Origin of the sequence: Sagittula marina (assembly GCF_014196795.1) — a bacterium.
In the GTDB taxonomy this organism is placed as follows: domain Bacteria; phylum Pseudomonadota; class Alphaproteobacteria; order Rhodobacterales; family Rhodobacteraceae; genus Sagittula; species Sagittula marina.
The window spans coordinates 62,430-85,808 of the sequence record NZ_JACIEJ010000006.1 but is presented as its reverse complement, the minus strand read 5'-3'; the positions used below and the strand labels follow the sequence as shown (position 1 = coordinate 85,808).

Below are 23,379 nucleotides of genomic sequence, written 5' to 3'. Positions count from 1 at the left end.
TCGTCTTGATTTCAACGTGTAGTGAGCCACCTCATGTCCGGAACGCGCGTCGACGGGATCGAATCGCACGACCCCGCAAGAGACTTCCGAATATTATGTGAATGACGCGAACGCAATACCCCTCGCAGAGGTTTGCGTAAATCAGCGCCTCGCCAGAATGACAAAAACCGCCGCGATGGTCAAGCTGGCAGGCTTGTATGGTTAATTTTTCCGACAAAATAGTCCGAGGGCACAAATTCCATTCAGAAGGACGCATAATCAGAACGTCTTGGGCCTGAAAGGCATGGAAAGTTGGCTTTACCTGTTTGCGCGCAGGGATGACGTAGTCGCTGGCGGTGGGGAACTGGTCTACCGTGCCGATATTCCCGCCCCGCCCACCGCGTGGCCTGTCCAGACGTGTCGCCACCGCAAAGGCCGTTGCAGAGCCACACAATCACATAGCAGCAAACAAAAAAACGCTCCCCGAAGGGAGCGTTTCTCGTAACCAGTCCGAAGACAGAATTACTTGAGCTCGACTTCGGCGCCTGCCTCTTCGAGCTTCTTCTTGATTTCTTCGGCTTCGTCCTTGGAGACCTGCTCCTTGACGGCTTTGCCACCGGCTTCGACCAGCTCTTTGGCTTCTTTCAGGCCGAGACCCGTGATGCCGCGAACTTCTTTGATCACGTTGATCTTCTTGTCGCCAGCGGACTTCAGGATCACGTCGAATTCGGTCTGCTCTTCAGCAGCCGCTGCGCCTGCGCCGTCTGCCGGGCCAGCCATCATGACTGCGCCGCCAGCTGCGGGCTCGATGCCGTACTCATCCTTTAGGATGGTCTTCAGTTCCTGGGCTTCCAGGAGGGTCAGGCCAACGATTTGTTCGGCCAGTGCTTTGAGATCTGCCATTTTGAGACTCTTTCCGATTTAGATATGGGTTCCAACGCCAGGGAGCATTCCCTACGCGGGTCAACAGGTTGCTTACGCCGCCTCTGCCTTTTCCTCGATGGTAGACAGGATGGAGGCGATGTTCGAAGCAGGTGCGCCAATTGCGCCGGCAATGTTCGATGCGGGTGCGCCGATACAGCCGACGATGGAAGCAATAAGCTCATCGCGCGACGGCATTTTCGACACGGCCTCAACACCGGCACGGTCCAGCGTGGTGCCGCCCATAGCACCGCCAAGGATCTCAATCTTCTTGTTGTCCTTGGCGAAGTCTTCGACGACCTTGGCCGCAGCCACAGGGTCTTCGGAGAAGGTCAGCACCGTCATACCGTCCAGATACTGGTTGATCCCCTCAGCGGGGGTCCCCTGGACAGCAATTCTGGCGAGCTTGTTCTTGGCGACACGGACCGTCGCTTCTGCACCGCGAGCGCGGTTACGCAGGTCCGTCATCTCTGCAACCGTGAGACCCTCGTAGCGGGCAACCACCACGACGCCAGAGCTTTCGAAGATCTGGCCGAGTTCCTCGACCAATTTCTCTTTCTGGGCTCTATCCACAGTTTCACTCCAATTGTTGGAGGGCGGACCCTCCGGCTCTTTTTGTCCGGGCGAACCCGAACGACAAAGTCCGATGAGGGTCGACGCATCCTGTGCTTCCCGATGCGAACATCGAGGAGAAAGAATGTCTCTTCCCGTCTCAGGCAGGAATTATTGACCAAAGCCAACCCACCGTCTCGGACGAATGCGAAAGCCCCACGAATCGCAGGGCTTCTGCAAGATCGGTCTCTACGCGCAACGCGGGCTGTTGTGAAGGACTTTTTTGGCTTTCAGTCCGATGCGCAGGGCTCCGCCGCGACAGGAACGTCGGGGAGACCTGCCACACCCGGCATCGGCACCTTGAACCGCCCCTGATGCGCCTGTCTCCAAAAACGCAAAAGGGCGCCCGAAGGCGCCCTTTTCATCCCGAGATGGGAAATATCTTACTGTGCGTTCGCGTCGTCGACAGAGACAGACACGCCCGGGCCCATGGAGGAAGACAGCGAGATCTTCTTCATGTAGGAGCCCTTTGCGCCGGCAGGCTTTGCTGCGGACACTGCGTTGACGAACGCGCGGATGTTTTCCACCAGCTTCGCTTCGTCAAAGGAGGCTTTGCCCACACCAGCGTGCACGACGCCGGCTTTTTCTGCCTTGAACTGAACCTGACCGCCCTTGGCGTCGGAAACGGCTTGCGCCACGTCCATCGTCACGGTGCCAACCTTCGGGTTCGGCATCAAGTTGCGCGGGCCGAGGATCTTACCCAAGCGGCCAACCACGGGCATCATGTCCGGGGTTGCGATGCAGCGGTCAAAGTCGATGGTGCCGGACTGGATGGATTCCATCAGGTCCTCTGCGCCAACGATATCTGCGCCTGCTTCCTTGGCTTCGTCCGCCTTCGGGCCACGAGCAAAGACTGCCACGCGGACGGTCTTGCCTGTGCCGTTCGGCAGGCCAACCACGCCGCGGACCATCTGGTCTGCGTGACGCGGGTCAACGCCGAGGTTCATCGCAATTTCCACGGTCTCGTCGAATTTCACGTTGGAGTTCGACTTGATCAGGGAAACCGCTTCTTCAACGGTGAGGTTTTCTTTGCCAACGAATGCTTCGCGGGCTGCACGGGTGCGCTTACCGAGTTTTGCCATGACGATTAACCCTTCACCTCGATACCCATCGAGTTGGCGGAGCCAACGATGATCTTCATTGCCGCTTCCACGTCGTTCGCCGAGAGGTCTTTCATCTTGGCTTCGGCGATTTCGCGGACCTGCTTGACGGTCACGGACGCAATGGTCTCACGGCCGGGCGCTTCGGCACCACGGGGGCGGTTACGCTTGCCCACGGGCTTCAGACCGGCGGCCTTCTTCAGGTAGTAAGACGCGGGCGGCGTCTTGATGTCCATGGTGAAGGACTTGTCCTGATAGTAGGTGATCACGGTCGGGCACGGCGCGCCGGGCTCCATTTCCTGCGTCTTGGCGTTGAACGCCTTGCAGAATTCCATGATGTTGATGCCGCGCTGACCCAGCGCCGGACCGACCGGCGGGGAGGGGTTGGCTTTGCCTGCAGCAATCTGCAGTTTCATCTTGCCGGCGAGCTTCTTTGCCATCGGCTAATCTCCTGTTCCATCGCCCGTTGACGCGTCGCGGGGCCATCTGTGGCGTGGTCAGGTCCGGACATCGCGATGCCCTCGCCTCCCACGATTGACACACCACCCGAGTCGCCCCGGTCGGCATGAAGGGGCCGTCTAGACCAGAGGTCGGGCTTTGGCAAGAGGGATCAGGCCGCCCACTGCACCTGCGACAGCCCGGCCAAGCGGCACAAGCGGTCCAGTTCCGCCGCCAGCCGCGCATCGCGGGCCTTGGACGGGCGCACCCCCGGCTCCCACCATACGCGATTGACGGTCAGCGTCCCGCGCTTGCGGTCGCCCTTGGCGTCGATCCGCCCCACAAACCGCGCGCCCTCCAGCAGTGGATACACATAGTATCCCCATTGGCGTTTGGCCTCTGGCACGAACATTTCGACAGTGTAGTCAAAGCCGAACAGCCGCTTCAGCCGAACCCGGTCGCGGATCGCCGGATCAAACGGGTTGAGAATACGCAGCCGCCCGGTGGACTCCGGGACAGACGACAGCCGAGCCTCGATATCCGGCGCGGCCAGCGCGGCGGACCACGTGCCGTCTGCGGCCTCGATCTCCACCGGAATGACGTCAGCCGCGTCGGCCCAGGCATTGACCTCCGCCGGATCAACCGCATCCCAGAACTTGCGGATCTCCGTTACAGAGCCGAAGCCAAGCCGGTCCAGCGCCGCGGCACACAAGCCATCAATCTGCCCCTGCTCGGGCAAGACCTCGACCTCCGGAAACACCCGTTCGGCCAGATCGTAATACTTTATGACACCCTCACGGTGACAGGTGGCAAGCTCTCCGGCATACCAGAGGTACTCCAGCGCCTTCTTATGCGGCGGGCGCTGCCACATGGCGCGCTTTTCCACCACCGTATCAAAGTCGCGGGTACACAGCGGCCCCTCCTCCCGGACGCGGGTCAGGATCTCCTGCGTCAACACGTCAGAGGCGACGCCCACGTACCACGATCCACCGACCTTGCGCTTCATCCGCGCGAACTGTCTTTGCCAGAGCGGCAGCATCTCCATCGGCAGCACAGAGGCATCATGGGTGAAATGCTCGAACACCTGTCGCTTGCGCAGCAGCTTGTCGAGCATGGGCTCGCGGTAGCTTTGCGCACGGGACCAGAGGATATGGTGATGCGCGCGACTGACGACCTGAATGGTGTCAAGCTGCACAAAGCCCAGCTCACGGATCACGCCCATCGCATCCGACCCCGATGGCGCGCCCGACAACCCATGTGCCGAAAGCCAAAGTCGCCGCGCGTCGGCGTTCGATATGCGCAAGACTGTCACGCGGCCTCCCACCTTCCGTCAGGCCATGCTTGAGCGCCGCTCCGCCGGATTGCAAGCCCGGCGATGGACGTTCCGGGCGGGCAAGCCTAGCTTTGCCGCATCACGACACGGAGCCTGTGTATGAAATCCCTTCTTCTCGCCCTCGGCCTGTTCTGCGCAGCCCCCGCTATCGCGCAGGAGCAACTGCCGCCGCAGGGCGCAGCTCGGATCGACGCCGTCAATCAGGCCACCAACACCTTTCTGATGAACCGCCAACGCGGGGCGCACGATTTGAACTGGACCACTCTGGTGCCCGACCTGCAAAGCCAGCAGCCCCGCACCATGTTCCGCAACGTGGAAACCGCACACGCCGAACAGACCGGCAAGCTGATCGGCTTTCAAGTGACCGATGCTACGCTCTACCCCAACGAGGACGCCGTCGCCCTCGCATATCTGGCGCGCTACGAGCATGGGCTGATGGAATGCGGCACCTTCCTGTGGGAGGCCCTGGGCAACGAAGCGCCGCGCCTCAGAAGCCTCAGCGCCACCGCGTTCACCGCCGAGCAGGCGACGACGGAGGACGGTGCGAAAGCCCTGACCGAAGCGGGCTGCAAGCTGCCGCCACGCTAAGCGACAAAAGAAAAGGGCGCGCTGCCGATGCAACACGCCCTTTTCGGAAACCTGTAAAAGCCGGTTACTGCTTGTTCACCTGGGAAAACTCCAGCTCGACCGGAGTTTCGCGGCCAAAGATCGACACCGCAACGCGCAGGCGCTGATTGTCGTCGTCGACACCCTCGACCATGCCGTCGAAGCCCTCGAATGGGCCTTCGTTGACCTTGACCTTTTCGCCGATCTCGAAGCGGATCTCGAGACGCGGGGCGTCTTCGCCTTCCTGGACCCGGCCAAGAATGGCCTCGACTTCGGCATCGCGCATCGGCATCGGGCGGCCCTGCGGACCAAGGAACCCCGTGACGCGGTTGATCGAGTTGATCAGGTGATAGCCCTGATCCGACATCTCCATGTGCACCAGCACGTAGCCGGGCATGAAGCGACGCTCGGTGGTCACCTTCTTGCCGCGACGCACTTCGATGACCTCTTCGGTCGGCACCAGAACCTCGTCGATCTTCTCTTCGAGCCCCTGCTCCTCAACCGCCGTCCGGATCTGCTCGGCAATCTTTTTCTCGAAATTCGAGAGAACGCTCACCGAATACCACCGCTTTGCCATGTCCGACCTCTGTTCCTAGCTTGCCCGCACCGCGGGCGCATTCGCGAATTGCCCCCGCGTGTCGGAGGCGCCTTCTGGAAATGAAACGGCGCGCGAGCTTGTAACAGCCGCGCGCCTCAATTCTGAGCCAGTCCGATATACCACGCAAGTCAAGATGGCAAGGCCCCTGCCCCGCCAACCGACCTGCGTTCAGTTGGTCCCGAAGTAGGTCAGCACGCCGGACATGCCCGCGCGGATCGCGATGTCCACCAATGAAAAGAAGATCGCCACCAGCGATGCCATGATAAAGACCATGATTGTGGTCAGCGTCACTTCGCGGCGCGTCGGCCAAACGATCTTGGCCGCTTCCGCGCGCACCTGCTGGATGAACTGAAGCGGGTTCGTCGTCGCCATGCTGAAAATTCCCGTATCACTGTGCGCCAAACGACCGGAGTCGGAGGCTGCGTTCAGGCGCATTTACGCAAGCGCGCTCACAAACGCAAGGTCTATGGCGCTCGCAAGGCTGTGAAGCAAAACACTGACGGCTTGGAAGGTGGCCTCATACGTCCGGCTGGCGCTGCTGGGGCGTTGCGGGCGTCGGCCCTTTTCACCATATTATAAAGTCGCCCTTATGCTGCCTTGATACGTCCCGCGCTTCGCCAATGCGCCAGTCGTTTCGGGAGAACCGGACACACCTCACCCATATTCCCCAAGAGTCATTCTGCTTGGCCGCCTGAAGCCCACGGCATTCTGAAATCGGTTTTCAGGCCGATGGCTGATTTTCAAATTTATTTGGGAACGACTCTCGCTGATCGGTGTTGGGTGTGCAGAAGGCGAGACGAACACTGCTTGCCAAAGTAATTAGACTAAGGAGACTCGATAATGAAACGTTTCATCACCGCAGCCGCCCTCACATCTGTCATTGCTACGGGCGCATTCGCAGCGACCGAGTATCAGACATCGACCATTAACCAGTACGTCCCTGAAGTCGACGTATCCACCCTCAGCGACGAGCAAGTGGATGCCCTGATCGCAATCTCCGGGTCCGCCGACGAAGCCGACAAAGAGCAGAAGATGCGCTCTTACCTCGGCGTGCAGACGTCCCCGGCAACCGTCGACACGACGACAACCACCATGACGACTGCTGATGCCTCGATGGACGACCCGACCATCTCCCAGTACCTGCCGGATGTCGATCAGTCGACACTGACTGACCAGCAGAAAGCTGCTTTGGTTGGCATCGCAACCTCCGCGGATGAATCCGACAAAGAACAGAAAATGCGCTCCTATCTGATGGACTGAATTCTCTGAATTTTGAGCACTCAAAGGCCGCCCCATTCGGGCGGCCTTTTTTCGTTTGCCGCAAACGCATCACAAACACTTGATAAGATTGCAAAAATATCGGGAACCAAACCCAGGTCAGGGAAGTTTACCCACCAGAAGACAGAGGGAAAGCTCTCTGCCAAGAACAATAATACGTTAGGAGCTACTTGATGAAACGCTTTATGACCGCTACCGCACTGGTGACCGTGATCGCAACCGGCGCATTTGCCGCTGACGACTTCTCGACCACGACCATCAACCAGTACATCCCGGAGCTCGACGTCTCGACCCTCACAGACGAGCAAGCCGCCGCTCTCGTTGGTATCGCGACCTCCGCTGACGAAGCCGAAAAAGAGCAGAAAATGCGTTCTTACATCGGCGTCTTCAAAGAGCCCGAGACAACAACCGTGGTCAAGGTCGTTCCTGCTGACTCCGTTGTCGTGACCGAAGAAGTCGCCGCCGAAGATGATGGCGAATATTTCGATGAGGTTATCGCCTCCTTCCTGCCGGACGTCGACATCGAGACGCTGACCGACGAACAGAAAGCAGCTCTCGTGGCAATTGCTTCCAAAGAAGGCAACGACAACGACAAAGAGCGTGAAATGCGCTCCTACCTGATGAACTAATTCAAGCTTACAGCACCAATTCAAAGGGCTGCCTTAGGGCAGCCCTTTTTGCGTTTGACTGTCGCTCATGCCCAAGCCTTGCGGTCACTAGAGGGCAGGATCAGCGCGTCACGTCCAAGGCACCCTGGCACAGCCGCGCGTGCGGGGCACCCGCAAAGTCATCAGGCCTCCCACTCCAGCAACCGACGTACGCGAGACATATTACGACGCCAATAGGCTCGCATTCGATCACTGATGAGGCTTGGAAATTTTAGAAATGGCAGGGGCACAGGGACTCGAACCCGGGACCTACGGTTTTGGAGACCGTCGCTCTACCAACTGAGCTATACCCCTACAGGCCACTTAAGACCGTGTCGTCGTTTACACGCGCTCCGCACAGAGTTCAAGAGCCCGCATCAGACAAAATTCAAAGCCCTCTTCCCGCGTCGGAAAAGCCCGCCAAAGAGGCGCTTTTGCACCCCCACCTCGTCTGTGCGCAAACCGCACAGAAGCTGTGCAACCTCCCCATTTCACGCACAAGTTGGCCCTGCGGAAAACGATCTCCCGTGCAGGATTAGCGATTTCCTCAGGAAATAAAGGGGCAACGCCACGCCGTCCCAGAGTTTCAAATTTCAAGCTCACTTTTTCGCGACTGATCCGAGATTATTCCGTGATTTCAACTACTCAGCAAGAGAGCCTATCTCTGTCTCATCCGAGGCGACACAGTCTTGGAAACACACACAGGGGCGTCTCGCCCCAAATCTTAAAAGGTATCACTATGAAAACTCTCATCGCATCCGCACTCACCGCGACCGCACTTTTTGCAGGCGCAGCGCAGGCCGCTCCGGTCTCCTCCGAAGTGCAAACCTACCTGCCGAATGCAAACTACAGCAACTTGTCGGACACCCAGGTCGCCGCGATCAACAGCGTCGTTCACTCCGGCAAGAACTACAACGAAACCCGCTCCGCTATCCGTTCCATCCTGAACTGATACGGCTCTCCCCGGCCTGCGCACCGTCATATCGGTTCGCTGACCCGGAAAGCCCCCCTCCCTGTTATATGCCGGACACAATCAGCCGGCGACTTTGTAAAGGACTAAAACAATGAAAACGCTTATCGCAACCGCCCTGACCGCTTCCGTTCTCTTCGCTGGTGCCGCGTCCGCAACGACCGCGCCGCGCCTGTCCCCGGAAGCCCTGCGCTACCTGCCGAATGCAGAAACCGTTGCGCTCACAGACACGCAAATCCACCAGATCAACGCCGCAGTGCACGCCGGTGGCAACTACAACGAAAAGCGTTCCGTGATCCGTTCGCTGGCGCAGTAAAGCCAGCCTCGCATTGACGTCGCGCGCCCCTCCTCCCTCGCGCGAGGTCTGTGAAAGCCGCGTCCCTTACCGGGGCGCGGCTTAACATTTGGAGGGATCAGATCCAGCGCAGCTTGCGAAAGACCACGATCTGCACCGCGACCAGCACTGCTAGCGACGCGGTAAAGATCCAGAACGCCGCCTCATGCGCCGCTCCCGGCATTCCGGCGAGGTTGATCCCGAACAGCCCTGTCAGGAAGCCCAGCGGCAAAAACACCGCTGACAGGATGGAAATCAGGTACATGTTCTGGTTCAGCGTGTCGGACAATTGCCCGGACAGCTCATCGCGCACCAGCGCCAGTCGGTCACGCATCGCGTCTATATCTTCGACCAGACGTTGCAGCGCATCCAGTTCTTCGCCCATCTGACGATGATCGTCTTCCTGTATCCAGTCTGGCGCGCTTTGCAGAAGGTGTCGCACAGCGTCGCGCTGCGGCTGCAGATAACGGCGCAGGACCACGGTCTGCCGCCGCAAGTCGGCGACCTGCTGGCGCATCGCCTTGTTTCCGCCGTCCAGCACCTGCTCCTCCAGCGCGTCGGCAGTGTCGTCAAAATCACGCCAAAAGGCCTCGATCCGGACGTTCAGCCGCTCTGATAAAAGCCGCAGGAACTCCGATGCATCCTCCGGCCCCTGCCCGCTCTCGATCATGTTCGCGATATCCTCCACCGCGCGCACGCGCCGCCGCGACAGGCTGATGATGCGATTGGGGTCGATCCAGAGCCGGACAGCGACCATATCCTCGGGGGCCTCGCCGTCTATGGTATTGATGCCCCGCAGGATAACGATCAGCCCATCGCCCACCCGGGTCACGCGCGGGCGGGTCTCTTCCGTCACCAGGGCGTCGACAATGGATTCGTCGAGATACGAAAGGTTGTCCACGATCCAACCCGGCGTTTCCGCATGGCCCGCCGACAGGTGGACCCACCCAAGAGTGTCGGATTGCAGGACCCTCGGCGCATCTGCCGGAGACATTGCCTGACAGCGATCTGGGCCGTTCAAGATATAGGCACGCTGCAAAAGTGTATCGGGATGGGGGATGATATCATTCATACGCTCAAGATACGTCGAGGCGACGTCTCAGCAAGTGATAAGCGCCCGTCGAACGCATGGAGGCGTATAAAAAAAGGCCGCCCTTGGGGACGGCCTTTCTATTGGCTGATCAGCAGTAGCTGACCAAGCGAGGATCTTCGACACACCGGTCATGGCGCATCTCGGGATCATCGCTTACGCGAGGATCTTCGACACGACGCCGGAACCCACGGTGCGGCCACCCTCACGGATAGCGAAGCGCAGGCCTTCTTCCATCGCGATCGGGGCGATCAGCTCGACGGAGAACTTCAGGTTGTCGCCCGGCATCACCATCTCGGTGCCCTCGGGAAGCTCAACCGTGCCGGTCACGTCCGTGGTGCGGAAGTAGAACTGCGGACGGTAGTTCTTGAAGAACGGTGTGTGACGACCGCCTTCTTCCTTGTTCAGGATGTAGACCTCGCACTCGAATTTGGTGTGCGGGTTCACCGACTTCGGCTTGCACAGAACCTGACCGCGCTCAACACCTTCACGGTCGATGCCGCGCAGCAGGATGCCGACGTTGTCGCCTGCTTCACCACGATCGAGCAGCTTGCGGAACATTTCCACACCGGTGCAGGTCGTCTTGGTGGTGTCACGGATGCCGACGATTTCGATTTCGTCGCCAACGTTGATCACGCCACGTTCCACACGGCCGGTCACAACCGTACCACGACCCGAGATCGAGAACACGTCTTCGATCGGCATCAGGAAGGGCTGGTCCGTCGCGCGCGGCGGCTGCGGGATGTATTCGTCCACGGCGGCCATCAGTTCACGGATCTTGTTCTCGCCGATCTCGGGATCGCGGCCTTCCATCGCGGCCAGAGCGGACCCCGCGATGATCGGGATATCGTCGCCCGGGAAGTCGTATGCGGACAGCAGTTCGCGGACTTCCATTTCGACGAGCTCGAGCAGCTCTTCGTCGTCGACCTGGTCAACCTTGTTCATGAAAACGACCATGGCGGGGATACCCACCTGGCGGCCGAGCAGGATGTGCTCGCGCGTCTGCGGCATGGGGCCGTCAGCAGCGTTCACGACCAGGATAGCGCCGTCCATCTGGGCCGCACCGGTGATCATGTTCTTGACGTAGTCGGCGTGGCCGGGGCAGTCGACGTGCGCGTAGTGACGTGCTTCGGTCTCGTACTCGACGTGCGCGGTCGAGATGGTGATGCCGCGTGCTTTTTCTTCCGGTGCGCCGTCGATCTGATCGTAGGCCTTGAAGTCACCGAAATACTTGGTGATCGCCGCGGTCAGCGTGGTCTTGCCGTGGTCAACGTGGCCGATTGTGCCGATGTTGCAGTGCGGCTTGCTGCGCTCAAACTTTTCCTTTGCCATCTCTTAAAGACGCCTCGTTATTCAAGGGGCCAGACAGGAGGCCCGGGTTTCCATCGCGGGGCACATATTGAGTCGGCGACGAAAAATCAACCCCGTCAAATCACTGAGCGTTTACAGAAGCGGCCTCTGGTGACGGCTCGGCCACAATCATGGGCGCGGATCGCGCGGTGGAGAACCAATCCTCCTCCGCCATCTTCTCGCGCAGCCAGTCTTCGATCTGCAGGGCCGCCTGATCCGCGAGGCGGGTCATTTGCTCTTCGCGCGTGTACTTCAGCCGGGTTTCGAACACCTGAATCACGTGGATCAGCTCGGTCTCGGCGTTCAGCTTGGCGTTGGCGGCATCGTCCCAGACGGTGAGACGCAAAGCGAGGGCAGATTTGCCAGGGATGATTGGGGGCGGCAGGCTATATGCTTCGACCGAAATCCCGAGGTGATAGTATCGCCCGCCAGAGAAGCGGCGAAACCGTTTCTCCACGGCTTTGTCCACCGTGCTGATCCATTCGTCTTCGGTCGCATTGCGCGAGACCAGCAGTTGCTGAAGGTTCGGCGCCACCACGATCGCGTGCCCAAGAGTGAAATCGCCCAACGGTTCCACCGGTTGCGCCAGATCCTTTGTCGCATCCGAACAGGCAACCAGCGACAGCATCATCGTTACAATGGCAAATACACGAACCATTTCCATCCCCTTCGATCCTGTTTTGTCCCGTAGCGCGAACAGGGCATAGGTGCAATTGCGCACCACTTTGCCAAAGGCGCATTCCCGCCTATCTTTGCAAGGATACAACACGCAAAGCGCCGCTCTTGGCCGCGCCTGGAGGGTTCCCATGACACAGATGCCGCCGCCCGGCGTGCCGGTTCAGGTACCGTTGGTGACAGAGCCGATGAGCCTATGGGCCTCGTTGCAGGCCACGCGCCGAAACGTCCTGTCGATCATTCCCGAAATCGCCACAAAGCAGCCCATGGTGTCCGGCAAGACCGGCAAACGCTGGCACATGGTCATGGACCCCGGTGCAATCCGCCGGATGCTGTTGGAAAACCTCGACAATTACCCGAAGTCGCTGGTGACCAAAAACCTGCTGAAGCCCGCCATCGGCGACAGTCTGTTCATCGCCGAGGGCGCGCATTGGCGGTGGCAGCGACGCACCGCTGCGCCGGTGTTTTCGCATCGCAACGTGATGAACCTTGCCCCGGTGATGAGCGCCGCCGCCCAGCGCAGCATCGACCGCATTCGCCAGATCGGGCCGCGCGCGGTGAACTTTCTCGACGAGATGGTCAGCGTGACGTTCGACGTGATCTCCGACGTGACATTCTCCGGCGACAGCACCTTTGACCGCGACGGGGTGCACAAGGCCATCGACGCCTACATCTCCGAGGCGGGCAAAGTGTCGCTGTTCGACATTCTGGGCGCGCCGGATTGGGTGCCACGGCCCGGGCGCGCCTTTCACGCCGGGGGCGTGAACCAGATGAAGGACATGGCAGACCGGGCCATTGCCGCCCGCGCCGACCGCCCTGCCGAAGGGGTGCCGGACCTCATGGACCTGCTGCAAGTGGGCAAGGATCCCGAAACCGGCCGCAGCATGTCCCCATCAGAGCTCAGGGACAACCTGCTGACCTTCATCGTCGCGGGGCATGAAACCACGGCCCTGACCCTGTCGTGGTCGCTGTACCTGCTGGCGTTCGACCAGGAGGCACAGGACCGCGTCCGCGCCGAAGCCCGCGCGCTCATGACCGGAGAAACCGTCAGCGGCGACGATGTGGCGAAGCTGCCCTTCACCCGCAAGGTCATAGACGAGGCCCTGCGCCTTTATCCGCCCGCGGGAATGGTATCGCGCACAGCCAGGGCAGCGGATGAATTGTGCGGCCGGGAGATCCGCAAGAGCGATACGGTCATCATCCCGATCTACGCGCTGCACCGCAACCATCTGCTTTATGATTCGCCGCACGCCTTCCGCCCGGATCGCTGGGAGCAAAAACCGGAGCGCTACGCCTACCTGCCTTTCGGCGACGGGCCACGCATCTGTATCGGGGCAAGCTTTGCCCTGCAGGAGGCGATAATCATCCTCGCCTCACTGGTCGCGAATTTCCGCTTCACCGCAGTGAAAGGGCGCGATCCGGAACCGGTCATGATCCTGACACTCCGCCCCAATGGCGGCGTCTGGCTGGAGGCAGAGCCTGTCTGATCCGCAGGTAGGCCCCGCCCTTAGAGTTGCCGGGCCCCCATCCATGGGACGCCCGGCTGCCTTTAACGGTTCGCGCCCGGCACCCACAAAACGTCCTGTGCGCCGTTGCTGTTGGCCACGCGCGAGGCGACGAAAAACCAGTCGGACAGGCGGTTGAGGTACTTCACCGCTGCCGCGTTGATGTCCGCTTCAGAGGCCAGCTCCACCGACAGACGCTCGGCCCGGCGCGCCACTGTCCGGCAGACGTGCAGATGCGCCGACAAAGCCGATCCGCCCGGCAGCACAAAGGACCGCAAAGGGGCCAGATCTGCGTTCATGGCGTCGATCTCGGCCTCCAGGCGCTCCACCTGGGCCTCCACCATTCGCAGCGGCGGATATTCGGACTCCGCGTCCTTGGCCATGTCCGGGCGGCACAGGTCGGCGCCCAGATCAAAGAGGTCGTTCTGAATGCGCGCGAGTGCGTCATCCATGTCCCCCTCAGCCGCCAGCCGCGCCACGCCAACGAACGAGTTCAGCTCATCAGATGTGCCGTAGGCCTCCACCCGCGCGTCATACTTCTTGACCCGTGTGCCATTGCCCAGCGCCGTGTCTCCGGCGTCGCCCGTGCGCGTGTAAATCTTGTTCAGTACAACCATGTCGCCCCCACTTGGTCTTGGATCAGGTGCCTTGGCGGAAATAGGCAAAGAGCAAAATCAACACCACCGCGACGAATTGTGCAGCGATGCGCCACTGCATCGCCTTGTTCGACCACTTGCGGCTGAAATCCCCGCCCTTGGCAAAACTGCCGATGCCGAACAGCAAAACGCCCACCACGGCAAACATGACCAAGGCCATGACGATGAACAGGGGATCGTTTGTCATGTCGATTCCTTCCCTTTGCGCCGACCGGAATGGCCTGCGACCGCTTTGACTGACGACTTAGCGCGCCTCATCGCAAAAGCGAAGCCCGCGCACCTGCGGCACGTCAGCCCTTGGAGATCAGCCAGTCCAGTCGCCGGGTCGTCAGCAGCCGCCGCGCCGCACCCATCAGATGGGTGGCGCGGGTGATGTAATAGCGCGGTTTCGGCCGGGGATGTTCGATCGCATGGATCAACTTTTCCGTAACGGCGTCGGGCGGCAGCTCGAACCGGTCAGGGCCGCGTGATTCGTAAAGCCGCTTCAGCAGCCTGCCCCGATACTGTTCGGCACGGGGGCTGTTTTCCCAATCCACCCATTTCTCGAAATGCGGGATGGAATTCACGCGAATTTTCGAGGTCACCGGCCCGGTGTTCAGCGCGATCACGTGAATGCCAGTGTCGCGCATCTCGATTCGCAAAGTATCGGTCAGCCCCTCGATGGCGAATTTCGTCGCGCTGTAGGCCGCCCGCCAAGGCATCACCACCAGCCCAAGCACGCTGGAATGGTTCACAATTCGCCCATGCCCCTGCGCGCGCATCACCGGAATCACCCGGCGTGTCAGTTCATGCCAGCCAAAGACGTTGGATTCGAAAATCTCGCGCAGCGCGTCTGTGGGCAGATCCTCCAGCGCGCCGGGCGTGGCATGGGCACCGTTGTTGAACAGCGCATCCAGCGTGCCGCCCGTGGCGGACAGCACCTCGGTCAGGCCGCTCTCGATGCTTGCGGTGTCGGTGTAATCAATGCGCGGACTGTCAAAGCCCGCTTCCCGGAACCGGACGCAATCCGCCTCCTGTCGGCAGGACGCAAAGACACGCCACCCACGAGCTTTCAACCCATGAGCGGCGTTCAAACCAATGCCCGAAGAGCACCCGGTGATAAGGATCGTTTTCTGAGACATGCGCGGTACAGACGGGTTTCGCCGCCGCGCGTCAATACTCAGTTGGACGCGGTGAGGAAACTGTCGGCCATCCAGCCGATGTCGTTGCCATCAAGCGCACGCAGCTTGACCCACCCAGCGCCGGTGTCGTCGATCACTTCGACCTCTTCACCGCGCAAAAGCTGCGTCAAGACGTTGTAATTGGTCGACGGACCACCGCGCAGGTTCACACGGCTCGCCGTGACCTCGCGGTAATCCACGACCGCGGCAGTGGCCACAGTGGCTTCGATCTCGGCGGGGCGGCTCACGTCGATCCCAAAGTCGGACTCATCCGATGGCATCGCTGCGGTCATCGACGCGGGGGTGATGACGGCATCGCCAGCTGAGGGAGCATATACCGTCTTGACCTGCGCAGGCCGCGCAGCAACAGCGGGCATGACAACGGCATTCAGATCAGCAGGGGTGTCACGGGCGACAATTTCTGGCGTCTCGGCGGGTGCCGCGGCCACTTGAACGCTGGCAGGCGTCTCGACGTCTGGAATGGCAACAAGTTGCACTCCGTTTTCGCCGGGCACAAAACTTGTGCCCCCCGACAGCTCGAACCAAGCCCAACCCAAAAGACCAAATGTCACAAGGAAAAGACGTACCATTCCCCAAATACCCCCACTTTTATAAGAGGCGATCGGTCGCAACCCGACACCCCGTCGCCTGCAAGACAGCAACGCGTTACGTTTATCAGCCCCCCTTAGATCGCCTAAGGGAAATTGCAGGACTTATTCCCAGACTGTCGCTTGCTGCGCCCGAAAGGCAGCGATATCACGACGCTCATGTCAGACGATGAACTCGATCCCCTCGATCCCATCCGCAACCCCGCAGAACCCCTGCGGCGAGCGATCGGAGAGCGCTACTTAACGTACGCGCTTTCGACCATTATGCACCGTGCGTTGCCCGATGCGCGGGATGGGCTGAAGCCTGTCCATCGTCGTATCTTATATGCAATGCGCAGGCTGCGACTTAGTTCCACGGGAGGCTTCCTAAAATCTGCAAAGATTTCAGGGGACACCATGGGGGACTTCCACCCGCACGGCGACGCGGCGATCTACGACGCCATGGCGCGCCTGTCGCAGGACTTTACGATTCGCTACCCTCTGGTGGACGGTCAGGGCAACTTCGGCAACATCGACGGCGATAACCCGGCGGCGAGCCGATACACCGAAGCACGCATGACCGTGATGGCCGAAGCGCTGCTGAACGGGCTGGACGAAAATGCCGTCGATTTTCGTCCGAACTACGACGGTCGCCTCGAAGAACCCTCCGTTCTGCCCGCCTCCTACCCGAATCTCCTGGCCAATGGGTCATCGGGCATCGCGGTCGGCATGGCGACGAACATCCCGCCGCACAACATCGGCGAGCTGATAAACGCCTGCCTGCATCTGATCAAATCGCCCAACGCCGTGGACGACACGCTGATGCAATACGTGCCGGGCCCGGACTTTCCCACCGGGGGCGTCATCGTCGAACCGGCTGAGAACATTGCCAATGCCTATCGCACGGGTCGCGGATCCATCCGTCTGCGCGCCCGCTGGCATGTGGAGGACCTGGGCCGGGGCCAATGGCAGGCCATCGTCACCGAGATCCCCTACCAGGTGCAAAAGTCCAAGCTGGTCGAACGCATCGCCGAGGTCATCCAGATCAAGAAGGTGCCGATCCTCGCAGACGTGCGCGACGAATCCGCCGAAGACGTCCGCATGGTGCTGGAACCGAAGTCCAAGAACGTCGACCCCGACGTGCTGATGAATGCGCTGTTCCGCAACACCGATCTGGAAACGCGCTTTTCGCTCAACATGAACGTGCTGATCGACGGTGTGACGCCGCGCGTCTGCTCGCTGAAGGAGTGCCTCCGCGCCTTCCTCGATTTCCGCCGCGACGTGCTGATCCGCCGGTCCAAGCACCGCATGGCGAAGATCGACAATCGTCTCGAAGTGCTCGAAGGCCTCATCATCGCCTTCCTCAACCTCGACCGCGTGATCGATATCATCCGCTACGATGACGACCCCAAGGCCGCGCTGATGTACGAGGACTGGTCAAAGCCGCATCAGGCCACCATCGTCCGCGCCACGGACGAAAGCGACTACCAGTCTCCACTGGCGGGAATCGACGTCAAGGCACTGGAACTGCACGACGATCCCAACGCTGTCGCCCGTGGGGTCCTGCTGGACGAAGACGGTCCTGCCACCATCCCGCGCCGCTTCTCCGGCCGGTCCGAGGGGCTGTCCGACGTGCAGGCCGAGGCGATCCTCAACATGCGTCTGCGCAGCTTGCGCCGCCTCGAGGAGCTGGAACTGGTCAACGAGCGCAACGCTCTCATGGAGGAACGCGCCGGGCTCGAAGACCTGATGGACTCCGAGGACATGCAGTGGGGTCAGGTCAAGGACCAGCTGCAAGAGGTCAAGAAGCAGTTCACCAAGGACTATGATCGCGGCCAGCGCCTGACCACCTTTGCCGAGGCGACCGAAACCGAGGACGTCCCGCTGGAGGCCATGATCGAGCGCGAGCCGGTCACCGTGGTCTGCTCCCAGATGGGCTGGATTCGCGCCATGACCGGTCACATCGACCTGAACCGCGAGCTGAAGTTCAAGGACGGCGACGGCCCGCGCTTCATCTTCCATGCGGAAACGACGGACAAGCTGCTGGTCTTCGGATCGAACGGGCGTTTCTACACCGTGATGGCCGCCAACCTGCCCGGTGGTCGTGGCATGGGCGAACCGCTGCGCCTGATGGTCGATCTGCCCAACGATGTGGAAATCCTCGACATCATGATCCACCGCCCCGGCCAACGCCTGATCGTGGCGTCCTCTGCGGGTGACGGCTTTATCGTGCCCGAAGACGACGTTGTGGCGCAGACCCGCTCCGGCAAGCAGGTGCTGAACGTCAGAACCCCGACCCGCGCGCTGGTCTGCAAACCCGTCACCGGCAACGCCGTGGCCGTGGTGGGCGAGAACCGCAAACTGCTGGTCTTCATGCTCGACGAGCTGCCCGAAATGGGCCGTGGCAAGGGCGTGCGTATGCAGAAATACAAGGACGGCGGCATGTCCGACGCGCGCACCTTCACGCTGGAGGCAGGGCTGAGCTGGCAAGACCCCGCAGGGCGGACCCGCACTGTCACGGGGGAGGAGCTGGCGGAATGGACCGCCAAGCGTGCTGGCGCCGGGCGCATGGCACCACGCGGCTTCCCTCGCGACAACAAGTTCAACTGATCCAAGGGTGGGGCGCTGCGGCGCCCCATTTTTTTTGGGGGTGTCCGCAAACTGTGTTGGTGTGCTTCGTGATCTTTTGAAATGGCTTATATCTCTCCGCTTTGCCCACGGAGGATGCCCTTGCTACACCACGACTTTCGCCGTTTTCTCAACGCCCTCAACCGCCTGAACCCGGCCCAGATCGAGGATGCCCAAACGAAGATCCGAGATCTCCGGAGAAAGACGGAAGCAATCTCGGAGATCGAAGCACGGACAAACCAAGAACACAAGTGTCCGTTCTGCGGCGACGAACGGCGCCAGAAGTGGGGGCGCACCCGCACCAAGATCCAACGCTACCGATGCTCCGGTTGCAAGAAGACCTACTCCGGCCGCACCGGCAGCGCCATCGGCCGCATTCATCGCCCGGACCTGTTCATGGTGGCGCTGCGGGATATGCTGGGCACCTCCGCACCGAAGTCGGTGCGCAAGCTCGCCACGCAGCTCGACGTCAACAAATACACGGTCTGGCGCTGGCGGATGCTCGTATTTTCGATCATCGCGAACAGCAGCGTGGCGGCGAGTTTCTCGGGAATCATCGAGGCGGATGAAACCTACCAGCGGGAGTCGCGTAAGGGTTCTCGCGAATGGGTTCGTCACTTCGCAGATCCAAAGAATGTCGCGGCGCCGCCCCGTCCCAGGTGGGAAGATTACACGACCAAAGGGCTGAAGATGATGCGAGGGCTCTCCAGATGGCAAGTCCCGATTCTTACGGTCGCTGACCGAGGTGGGGCGCGCCTTTTCAGGCGCCTTCCAAACCGCAAGGGCGTGACACTTGAGCGCGCAATGAGGCCGCTGGTGCCCGGCGATGCCGTGCTCTGTTCGGATGGCGGGAATGGCTACATGAACCTGGCGGCAGCGGTCGGCTTGGAGCACTGCGTAGTCGGCAGCAAGCCAGGCACGCGCGTGGCTTCAGGCTGCTATCACATCCAGAACGTGAACTCCCTGCACGCCCGCTACAAAAGGTTCATCAAGCCCTTCTGTGGACCGGCCACGAAGAACCTCTGCGGCTACATACGATGGCTGGAGGCCAGGCTTGCAGGGGTGAAGCCCGCTGACATACTCGGGATAGCCTGAGCGACGGCCCAAGTATCAGAAAGGGATCTCATCATCCTCAGCAGGTTGCTTAGGGAGTGCGCCGGCAGGAAGTGGAAGGTTCGTCGTGATGAAGAGATTGAGAATATCGCCTCGGTCCATGAACATCACCTGTGATCGTTTTGAAGCGTCGAGCTTTCCGCCCAGCCAGTTCCTGGCCTGCTTCGTGATCTCGCCCCCGGCTACGATGAACGCATGGTCAACCAAGACCCTCCGGTTCAGCTCTGGATCGAATATTTCGTGGCCCAGCATCATACTGACCTGGTTATGAATCTCTGCGACGTTTGCATTTCCAGACTTGCCCACTCCAGCGGAGTCCAGCTTTCCCTTCTTTGCCTGGATGCCAAAGTAAAGCACGTGCAGTGTCGGGAGCGTATATTTCATCCAGACATCCTTGCCGTATTCCAAGGCCTTATCTTTGTGACCCGCCGCAGTAATGCGGTGGAAACCCAACTGTCGGAACAGGGGTAAGAGCACTTCCTCGATCAGTTCATCTTCGGAGCACCGGTCCAGATAGTCGGAAAGATGCTTCCCACGCGCGATCTCGACTGACGACAAGGGACGATGAGGATTTACGAGTTGGGCGATCGTGTTCGTCTTGATGTGCCGCATCTGGGCGATGGCGCCATCATCGTAGAAAACTTCCCAACCTTCTCGCCGCAGCACCGTATTCACGGCAGACAGCGCACAGGCGCGGTCGTCGTCTCCTGTCTGCGCTTCGCCGCTGTCGAGCAGTGTTTGAATGATGCGAATAAACGGGTCGGGAGGAAGTTGTGGCGACTGCTGAGGAAGCGCCATGACCTCTTCCAGCCGATCCGCCACCCAGCGCCAACGTGTGCTGCCGTCATGGACATACTCAAGGTCGCAGTCCTCGAAAAATTCGGTAAGGTAGGAGCTGGAACGGTAAGGGAAATACGGACCCGCCTCCTCGTCCCCGCAGATCATGCGAGCGAGCTCACGAAGACTCCTCTTCTTCCAGTCCATGACAGATTTCTCCTGCATCATTCCGTTTGAGTGAATGTGGGGCTATTTTAACAAGCGCGAAAGAATATACTCGGTTACCGGAAGGAATGCTGGAGTCGAGCGGGCGCCAACACGGTTTGCGGACACCCCCTTTTTTTTCACCCCCTCGTCAGGCTTTTCAGCCATACCTGACATCGTGGCCTACCGAGCCATGCAAACCTGACTTTACCCGCACAACCATACATTTTAGGTCCGCCGAAAATAATTTGAAGGCAAACCCCATGGCATTAGAACAAAATCAGATGGCGATTGAGTATTCCGGCAGCAAGGGCCCCCTTTTCGGCCTGACGCTAAAAACCGGCCTGCTGTCGCTCATCACGCTCGGGCTGTACCGGTTTTGGCAAAAAACGCGCATTCGCAAGTACATCTGGTCCTCCGTCAACGCCGGGGGCGACACGTTTGAATACACCGGAACCGGGCTGGAAAAGTTTCTCGGCTTTCTCGTCGCCATCGTGTTTCTCGCCATTTACCTCGGCCTGGTGCAGATGGTGCTGTTCTACTTTGGCTTGAACATGATGGTGGACCCGGACACTGCCTCGAATGAACAGATCGTCCGCCAGATGGCCGCCCTCTACATTTCTGCACTGGCGGTGATGCCCTTCATCCTGTTCGCGATCTACCGCGCGCGCCGGTACAAGATGGCCCGCACACGGTTTCGCGGCATCCGCCTCGGCATGAAGAAAGGCGCATGGGGCTACGTCATCCGCGCCATGGGCTATGGCCTGCTCAGCATCCTCACGCTGGGGCTGCTCGCGCCGCTCATGACCTTCCGGCTGGAAAAATTCATGACCGACCGCAGCTTTTACGGCACCACCTCGCTGCGCCAGGACGGGAAATGGACCGCGCTTTACCCGGCGATGAAGCATGTCTTCATCGGTCTGGGCATCCTGTTGGCGTCTGGCGTGGCATTCGGCTTCGGCATGGCAAATGAAACGATCGCGCTCGCCGTGCTGGGTGGGCTGCTGATCTTTGTCGGGTACGTCTGGCTGATGGTGGGGATGCTGTATTACGGCGTCTGGTCCTTCGGATACCTGATGAGCCACAAGGTTGTCGTCGCGGACACGCCGGAGGATGAGATCCGCTTCGACGCCCGCCCGCGCACCCGTCAGGTGATCAAGACCTACATCCTCGGCGGCCTGCTGCTGGCATTGCTGTCCTCAATCGTGTTTGGTGCCGTCGCCGTGCTGGTCACGCCGTTCATGTTGGGCATGGAGGACGCCTTCATGACCGACGACCCCAGCGGCCAGTCGGGGATGGTGTTCCGCATGGTGGGCGTCGCGTTGGTTGCCGGGATCGGCTACCTCGTGGGCATTGTCGTCATGCAGGCGCTCTCCATGGTTTTGATCACCCAGCCGATTCTCGCCCATTACATCGAGACGATCACCGTACTGAACCCGGCAGGTCTGGATCGCGTCAGCCAGCGTGAGGCGTTGACCGGGATTGATGCGGACGGGTTCGCAGATGCGCTCGATATCGGCGGGGCGATCTGATGCAACACGGCACAGAGGCGCAGTTTTTCGACGGTCTGACGGCGGCGCGCCATCGGGTGACTGTTGCCCTGACGCCGGACAAACACGCGCTGATCATCACGGGCGACAGCCTGCCGGAGCCGCTGCACTGGCGGCTCATGGATATCCGTGCGCTGTCGGACACGGCGGACGACACCCGCCTGACCGTCACCCGACACACGGCCTCCGACGACGAAGCGCCGCGCGACGTCGCGCGTCTGGTCATTCTGGACCCTGATCTGATCCGCTGGCTGAACAGCACACGTCCAGACCTGTTCAAAACCGAAACCCACCCCGGCGCGCTGCGCAAGCTGCTGTTCTATGCCGCCGGGGCCATTGCAGCGACAGCCTTGGTTTTGCTGGTGATTTTGCCCGCCATGGCCGACACGCTGGCCCGACTGATCCCCATCGAGCGTGAGGTCGCCTTTGGCAAGGCCGTCACCCGCCAGATGGAACGGCAGTTGCGCTGGATGGGCGCCGACGGGGACCTTGGCTGCGCGTCACCAAAAGGCAGTGCCGCACTGGACAAGCTGCTCACCCGCCTGACCGATCCGCAGGACATGGCGTATCAGATCGAATTGCAGGTCTTCGACCACCCGATGGTCAACGCCTTTGCCGCGCCCGGCGGTCAGGTTGTGATCCTGCGCGGCCTGCTGGACAAAGCCAACTCGCCTGAGGAAGTGGCCGGCGTTCTCGCCCACGAACTGGGCCACGTCGAAAGCCGCGACGCCACCCGCTTGACCCTGCGCGCCGCAGGCTCTGCCGGGATCCTCACCATGATCATCGGTGATTTCACCGGCGGCGCGGCCATCGCGCTCATCGGGGAAAACCTGCTGTCGGCCTCCTACACGCGCGAGGCAGAAGGCGCCGCAGATGTCTTTGCCCTCGACATGTTGGCGGATGCGCAGGTTGACGCGGAGGGGTTCGCCGACTTCTTCGGAACATTGGCAGAGATGGAGCCGGTCAATTTGCCGGAATACCTGTCATCCCACCCCGTCACCGCAAACCGCGCCGCGCAGGCAGAGGCCTTTGCCGAAACGCAATCAGACACCACCCCGATTCTGACTGATGCAGAGTGGCGCGCCCTGCAATCCATCTGCGATTGATCCCCGGTCACGCGTGAAACAGCCGGCCAATCCGCCGCAACGTAATTAAGTGCCACTTCCAGAGCTGCTATTGTAATGATTGTGCGCCAACGGTAACAAGCCTGCCAAAGTGGGGAGGCCATTTCGTGACGTAGGACGTGCGCAACGCGACGTTTTTGCCCT

25 protein-coding genes and 1 tRNA gene are annotated in these 23,379 nt (G+C 60.6%); 10 read left to right on the top strand and 16 right to left on the bottom strand.

Annotated features, from left to right (window positions below; all coding sequences use genetic code 11):
• Positions 1 to 501: 501 nt before the first annotated feature.
• The 5 genes from rplL to GGQ68_RS12860 form a co-directional block, all read right to left on the bottom strand.
• A complete protein-coding gene (gene rplL / locus GGQ68_RS12880; protein ID WP_183966620.1) occupies positions 502 to 882 on the bottom strand; it encodes a 50S ribosomal protein L7/L12 in 381 nt (126 codons plus the stop codon).
• A gap of 72 nt (positions 883 to 954) precedes the next feature.
• Positions 955 to 1,473 carry a 50S ribosomal protein L10 gene (gene rplJ, locus GGQ68_RS12875; RefSeq protein WP_183966619.1) on the bottom strand — a complete coding sequence of 173 codons (519 nt, stop codon included), beginning with the start codon at positions 1,471 to 1,473 and terminating at the stop codon, positions 955 to 957.
• A gap of 422 nt (positions 1,474 to 1,895) precedes the next feature.
• On the bottom strand, positions 1,896 to 2,594 hold the full coding sequence (gene rplA, locus GGQ68_RS12870) for a 50S ribosomal protein L1 (RefSeq protein WP_183966618.1): 699 nt from the start codon (positions 2,592 to 2,594) through the stop codon (positions 1,896 to 1,898).
• A 5-nt stretch (positions 2,595 to 2,599) separates the two neighbouring features.
• The gene (gene rplK, locus GGQ68_RS12865) at positions 2,600 to 3,052 is read right to left on the bottom strand and encodes a 50S ribosomal protein L11 (RefSeq protein ID WP_183966617.1); all 453 of its coding nucleotides are present in this window, start codon (positions 3,050 to 3,052) and stop codon (positions 2,600 to 2,602) included.
• A 170-nt stretch (positions 3,053 to 3,222) separates the two neighbouring features.
• Positions 3,223 to 4,362, bottom strand: a complete 1,140-nt coding sequence (locus tag GGQ68_RS12860) for a DNA glycosylase AlkZ-like family protein (RefSeq protein WP_183966616.1) — start codon at positions 4,360 to 4,362, stop codon at positions 3,223 to 3,225.
• A 120-nt stretch (positions 4,363 to 4,482) separates the two neighbouring features.
• On the opposite strand from GGQ68_RS12860, the gene GGQ68_RS12855 reads away from it, so the two are divergent.
• The gene (locus GGQ68_RS12855; protein WP_183966615.1) at positions 4,483 to 4,971 is read left to right on the top strand and encodes a hypothetical protein; all 489 of its coding nucleotides are present in this window, start codon (positions 4,483 to 4,485) and stop codon (positions 4,969 to 4,971) included.
• Between the two features lie 64 nt (positions 4,972 to 5,035).
• Here GGQ68_RS12855 and nusG read toward each other — a convergent pair whose 3' ends face one another.
• Both nusG and secE read right to left on the bottom strand, forming a co-directional pair.
• On the bottom strand, positions 5,036 to 5,566 hold the full coding sequence (gene nusG, locus GGQ68_RS12850; protein WP_183966613.1) for a transcription termination/antitermination protein NusG: 531 nt from the start codon (positions 5,564 to 5,566) through the stop codon (positions 5,036 to 5,038).
• Between the two features lie 189 nt (positions 5,567 to 5,755).
• Positions 5,756 to 5,959 carry a preprotein translocase subunit SecE gene (secE, locus tag GGQ68_RS12845; protein ID WP_183966611.1) on the bottom strand — a complete coding sequence of 68 codons (204 nt, stop codon included), beginning with the start codon at positions 5,957 to 5,959 and terminating at the stop codon, positions 5,756 to 5,758.
• A 468-nt stretch (positions 5,960 to 6,427) separates the two neighbouring features.
• Between secE and GGQ68_RS12840 the strand changes: the two genes are divergently transcribed.
• Together GGQ68_RS12840 and GGQ68_RS12835 are read left to right on the top strand one after the other, a co-directional pair.
• The gene (locus GGQ68_RS12840) at positions 6,428 to 6,847 is read left to right on the top strand and encodes a hypothetical protein (protein ID WP_183966609.1); all 420 of its coding nucleotides are present in this window, start codon (positions 6,428 to 6,430) and stop codon (positions 6,845 to 6,847) included.
• 191 nt (positions 6,848 to 7,038) lie between these two features.
• Entirely contained in the window at positions 7,039 to 7,494 is a 456-nt protein-coding gene (locus tag GGQ68_RS12835; protein ID WP_183966607.1) for a hypothetical protein, read from the top strand.
• 257 nt (positions 7,495 to 7,751) lie between these two features.
• Here GGQ68_RS12835 and GGQ68_RS12830 read toward each other — a convergent pair.
• Positions 7,752 to 7,827: transfer RNA gene (locus GGQ68_RS12830), tRNA-Trp, on the bottom strand.
• A 424-nt stretch (positions 7,828 to 8,251) separates the two neighbouring features.
• On the opposite strand from GGQ68_RS12830, the gene GGQ68_RS12825 reads away from it, so the two are divergent.
• Both GGQ68_RS12825 and GGQ68_RS12820 read left to right on the top strand, forming a co-directional pair.
• Positions 8,252 to 8,464, top strand: coding sequence for a hypothetical protein (locus GGQ68_RS12825; RefSeq protein WP_183966605.1), 213 nt, complete (start codon positions 8,252 to 8,254; stop codon positions 8,462 to 8,464).
• A gap of 112 nt (positions 8,465 to 8,576) precedes the next feature.
• On the top strand, positions 8,577 to 8,798 hold the full coding sequence (locus GGQ68_RS12820) for a hypothetical protein (RefSeq protein ID WP_183966603.1): 222 nt from the start codon (positions 8,577 to 8,579) through the stop codon (positions 8,796 to 8,798).
• A 97-nt stretch (positions 8,799 to 8,895) separates the two neighbouring features.
• On the opposite strand, the gene GGQ68_RS12815 is transcribed toward GGQ68_RS12820, so the two are convergent.
• The 3 genes from GGQ68_RS12815 to GGQ68_RS12805 all read right to left on the bottom strand — a co-directional run bounded on the left by GGQ68_RS12815 (position 8,896) and on the right by GGQ68_RS12805 (position 11,920).
• Entirely contained in the window at positions 8,896 to 9,888 is a 993-nt protein-coding gene (locus GGQ68_RS12815) for a zinc transporter ZntB (RefSeq protein ID WP_183966601.1), read from the bottom strand.
• A gap of 174 nt (positions 9,889 to 10,062) precedes the next feature.
• A complete protein-coding gene (tuf, locus tag GGQ68_RS12810) occupies positions 10,063 to 11,238 on the bottom strand; it encodes an elongation factor Tu (RefSeq protein ID WP_183966599.1) in 1,176 nt (391 codons plus the stop codon).
• Between the two features lie 100 nt (positions 11,239 to 11,338).
• The gene (locus GGQ68_RS12805) at positions 11,339 to 11,920 is read right to left on the bottom strand and encodes a hypothetical protein (RefSeq protein WP_221235588.1); all 582 of its coding nucleotides are present in this window, start codon (positions 11,918 to 11,920) and stop codon (positions 11,339 to 11,341) included.
• A 151-nt stretch (positions 11,921 to 12,071) separates the two neighbouring features.
• Between GGQ68_RS12805 and GGQ68_RS12800 the strand changes: the two genes are divergently transcribed.
• On the top strand, positions 12,072 to 13,418 hold the full coding sequence (locus GGQ68_RS12800; protein ID WP_183967004.1) for a cytochrome P450: 1,347 nt from the start codon (positions 12,072 to 12,074) through the stop codon (positions 13,416 to 13,418).
• 62 nt (positions 13,419 to 13,480) lie between these two features.
• On the opposite strand, the gene GGQ68_RS12795 is transcribed toward GGQ68_RS12800, so the two are convergent.
• From GGQ68_RS12795 to GGQ68_RS12780, 4 genes are all read right to left on the bottom strand, one after another.
• The gene (locus GGQ68_RS12795; RefSeq protein WP_183966595.1) at positions 13,481 to 14,053 is read right to left on the bottom strand and encodes a cob(I)yrinic acid a,c-diamide adenosyltransferase; all 573 of its coding nucleotides are present in this window, start codon (positions 14,051 to 14,053) and stop codon (positions 13,481 to 13,483) included.
• A gap of 22 nt (positions 14,054 to 14,075) precedes the next feature.
• Positions 14,076 to 14,279 (bottom strand): twin transmembrane helix small protein, encoded by a 204-nt coding sequence (locus GGQ68_RS12790; protein WP_183966593.1) that lies wholly within the window; start codon positions 14,277 to 14,279, stop codon positions 14,076 to 14,078.
• 103 nt (positions 14,280 to 14,382) lie between these two features.
• Entirely contained in the window at positions 14,383 to 15,213 is an 831-nt protein-coding gene (locus GGQ68_RS12785) for an SDR family NAD(P)-dependent oxidoreductase (RefSeq protein ID WP_183966591.1), read from the bottom strand.
• A 38-nt stretch (positions 15,214 to 15,251) separates the two neighbouring features.
• The gene (locus GGQ68_RS12780) at positions 15,252 to 15,842 is read right to left on the bottom strand and encodes an SH3 domain-containing protein (protein WP_183966589.1); all 591 of its coding nucleotides are present in this window, start codon (positions 15,840 to 15,842) and stop codon (positions 15,252 to 15,254) included.
• Positions 15,843 to 16,019: 177 nt separating this feature from the next.
• On the opposite strand from GGQ68_RS12780, the gene GGQ68_RS12775 reads away from it, so the two are divergent.
• Both GGQ68_RS12775 and GGQ68_RS12770 read left to right on the top strand, forming a co-directional pair.
• A complete protein-coding gene (locus tag GGQ68_RS12775; RefSeq protein WP_183966587.1) occupies positions 16,020 to 18,449 on the top strand; it encodes a DNA topoisomerase IV subunit A in 2,430 nt (809 codons plus the stop codon).
• Between the two features lie 120 nt (positions 18,450 to 18,569).
• Positions 18,570 to 19,562 (top strand): IS1595 family transposase, encoded by a 993-nt coding sequence (locus GGQ68_RS12770; RefSeq protein ID WP_183966585.1) that lies wholly within the window; start codon positions 18,570 to 18,572, stop codon positions 19,560 to 19,562.
• 15 nt (positions 19,563 to 19,577) lie between these two features.
• Here GGQ68_RS12770 and GGQ68_RS12765 read toward each other — a convergent pair whose 3' ends face one another.
• Positions 19,578 to 20,564: a PDDEXK family nuclease gene (locus GGQ68_RS12765; protein ID WP_183966583.1), complete on the bottom strand. Its 987-nt coding sequence runs from the start codon at positions 20,562 to 20,564 to the stop codon at positions 19,578 to 19,580.
• A 260-nt stretch (positions 20,565 to 20,824) separates the two neighbouring features.
• Here GGQ68_RS12765 and GGQ68_RS12760 point away from each other — a divergent pair, with 260 nt between their 5' ends.
• A complete protein-coding gene (locus GGQ68_RS12760; protein WP_183966581.1) occupies positions 20,825 to 22,093 on the top strand; it encodes a DUF898 family protein in 1,269 nt (422 codons plus the stop codon).
• A complete protein-coding gene (locus tag GGQ68_RS12755; RefSeq protein WP_246429360.1) occupies positions 22,093 to 23,217 on the top strand; it encodes a M48 family metallopeptidase in 1,125 nt (374 codons plus the stop codon). The genes GGQ68_RS12760 and GGQ68_RS12755 overlap by 1 nt, the downstream gene beginning before the upstream one ends.
• The last annotated feature ends 162 nt before the right edge of the window (positions 23,218 to 23,379 follow it).